Raw genomic sequence first — 2,921 nt, forward strand, 5'->3', positions numbered from 1 at the left:
AGACCACGGTGACGCCGAGATCCTCGTGGATATGCTTGATCTCGAGTTGCATGTGCTCGCGCAGTTGCTTGTCCAGCGCACCGAGCGGCTCGTCCATCAGCACGAGCTTGGGATCGAAGACAAGCGCGCGGGCCAGCGCGACGCGCTGCTGCTGACCGCCGGAAAGCTGGCCGGGCCGGCGCCCGCCGTAGGCACCCAGCCGAACCATGTCGAGCGCCCGCTTGATCTTCGCCTCTCGCTCCAGCTTCCCAAGCTTGCGGACCTTCAGTGGGAAGGCGAGGTTCTCCTCCACGGTCATATGAGGAAACAGCGCGTAGTTTTGGAACACCATGCCGATGTCGCGCTTGTGCGGCGGCATCTTATCAATCGAGCGCCCCGCCAGCAGGATCGCTCCCTGAGTGGGCGCCTCGAAGCCGGCAAGCATCATGAGGGTCGTGGTCTTGCCCGAACCAGACGGCCCCAGCATTGTTAGAAATTCACCCCTGGCGATCTCCAGGTTGAGATTCTTAACGACCAGGGCTTCGCCATCATAGGTCTTCTGAACGCCAGAAAACTCCACAAAGGCGCTGTTCGTGCCCGGCATCGCCCCTCTTCCCTCCCCCGCGCGCCCTGGTGCTCCCACTCTTGCGGCGCCCGTCGAAGACCAGACCACGATCTTCTGCTTGACGGATTGCAGAAACTGCATGCGGGGCCAGGATGGTAGGGACGCACCTGCATAAGGCGCCGGCGGCTGGCTCACGTTTCCTCGCCCTTCGTTTTTGACTCTGCCGCCTAGCGGCCAGCAACAGCTCTTTCACGAAATATGTCTCCGCTGACGCGCTGGTTTTCATTCATATCGCTCCGCCGACGCCGAAATCCTTCGCAATACAGGCGAACACAGAGGTTTATGTCGCCGGCATTTTCGAACTGACCTGCCACTGAGTATTTCCTCCAGAAGGAGTTAGAGTCCGGCCTGAAGAAGGACGGACAGATGAAGCGAGCAAGGTTTACGGAAGAGCAGATTATCGCAGTGTTGAAGGAGCATGAGGCCGGGGCGAAGACGGCCGATCTGGCTCGCAGGCACGGGATCTCTGAAGCGACGATCTACAATTGGAAGGCCAAATTCGGCGGCATGGATGTCTCCGAGGCCAAGCGGCTGAGGGCCCTGGAGGAGGAGAACGGGAAGCTGAAGAAGCTTCTTGCCGAGCAGATGCTCGATGCAGCCGCCCTTCGCGAGCTCCTTTCAAAAAAATGGTAGGGCCCGCCGCCAAGCGCGCTGCTGTCGCGCATCTGCAGGCCGTCATGAGCCTGTCGGAACGGCGGGCCTGCTCGATCGTGGGCGCGGATCGGAAGATGGTCCGTTACCGCTCCAGCCGTCCGCCGGACGCTGCTCTACGCGGCCGGCTGCGTGACCTCGCCAACGAGCGGCGACGTTTTGGCTACCGCCGGCTGTTCGTCCTGCTGCGGCGAGAGGGAGAGCCCTCGGGGATCAACCGGATCTACCGGCTTTATCGGGAAGAAGGGCTCACCGTCCGCAAGCGGCGGGCTCGCCGCAAGGCCGTGGGGACCCGTGCCCCGATCCTGGTCGAGGCGAGGCCCAATGCGCGCTGGTCGCTGGATTTCGTCCACGACCAGTTCGCCAACGGTCGGCGCTTCCGCATCCTCAACATCGTCGACGACGTCACCAAGGAATGTCTGGCGCCATTCCGGACACATCGATCTCGGGGCGGCGCGTGGCCCGCGAACTGACGGCGATCGTCGAGCGGCGCGGCAAGCCAGGAATGATCGTGTCCGACCATGGCACCGAGTTCACCTGCAACGCCATGCTCGCCTGGTGCAAGGACGCAGCCATCGACTGGCACTTCATCGCACCAGGAAAGCCGATGCAGAACGGCTTTGTCGAGAGCTTCATGTATAGACGGCCCCGCGGGTGCAAGAGGTTTTTACAGCATTTTGGATATCGGTCGGGTGCGTTCATGTATACGGCCTGTTAGTGCGACCGATGCCATGGCCGCTGGCCCTGATGGAGATCGCGGATCGAGGCCTCATCAACGGGTCGCGCTTGTTGCGCTTAAAGCTCTTCGGGCTTGCTCGATCCCCAGCTCCGCCGGTGTCCATCATGCTGTCATTTGCCCTCACACCATAAGGTGGCCAACATACGCGGAAAGTCAGGCCGCGAGCTTTGACCGATAGAATTCTCCGGTCGTCATCATCGCCCAGACGATCCGGGCCAACTTGTTGGCAACGGCGACGGCGACGACCATGGGCCGACGCCGTTCAAGCAGGGCTTCGATCCAGCCGCCTCCAACCCGGGAGCGTGCCTTTGGGTACCGAACGACGTTACGTGCTCCGATGACAAGCAAGTGCCTGAGATAGGAATCGCCCTGTTTCGTAATCCGGCCGAGCCGATCCTTCCCGCCAGTGGAATTCTGCTTAGGCGTCAGGCCAAGCCAGGCCGCGAACTCCCGCCCGGAGCGGAACATGGTCGCGTCCGGTACGGTCGCGGCGAGAGCCGTGGCCGTTATGGGACCGATCCCGGGAATCGAGGACAGCAACTTCGCCATCGGATTTACTCGCTGGATCTGAGCTAGCTCGCGCTCGATGGCCTCGACCTGCCGGTCCAATTCCTTCAGTTGGTTCATAAGAACGGCCAGTGCGATGCGGGCATGGGCCGGCAGCGTCAACCCCTCGTCATCCAACAAGTCCACCAGACCATCCACCCGTTGCCGGCCTTGCCCGACAATAATTCCGAACTCAGCAAAGTGAGCCCGAATGGCGCAGGCTGTCATGGTTCGCTGGCGGACCAGCAAGCCTCTTGCACGATGAAGCATCAAGAACCCTTGGTTCTCGACGCTCTTGATGGGAACGAACCGCATATTTGGACGGGTGACGGCTTCGCAGATCGCGGCCGCGTCAGCGGCGTCATTCTTGGCTCCTCTTCG

2 protein-coding genes and 1 pseudogene are annotated in these 2,921 nt (G+C 61.7%); 1 reads left to right on the top strand and 2 read right to left on the bottom strand.

Translation table 11 applies throughout. The features are described from left to right. A partial coding sequence (locus WN73_RS11990; RefSeq protein ID WP_271552921.1) for an ABC transporter ATP-binding protein occupies nucleotides 1-583 on the bottom strand: 583 nt, incomplete at its 3' end. Nucleotides 584-970: 387 nt separating this feature from the next. Between WN73_RS11990 and WN73_RS11995 the strand changes: the two are divergent. Then, nucleotides 971-1,889: pseudogene (locus tag WN73_RS11995) on the top strand (IS3 family transposase); the annotation flags it as partial. Between the two features lie 258 nt (nucleotides 1,890-2,147). On the opposite strand, the gene WN73_RS12000 reads toward WN73_RS11995, so the two are convergent. Then, nucleotides 2,148-2,921: IS110 family transposase (locus WN73_RS12000; protein WP_271552922.1), on the bottom strand; the 774-nt coding region annotated here is incomplete at its 5' end.

This window comes from Bradyrhizobium sp. CCBAU 45394 (assembly GCF_028128655.1).
In the GTDB taxonomy this organism is placed as follows: Bacteria; Pseudomonadota; Alphaproteobacteria; order Rhizobiales; family Xanthobacteraceae; genus Bradyrhizobium; species Bradyrhizobium diazoefficiens.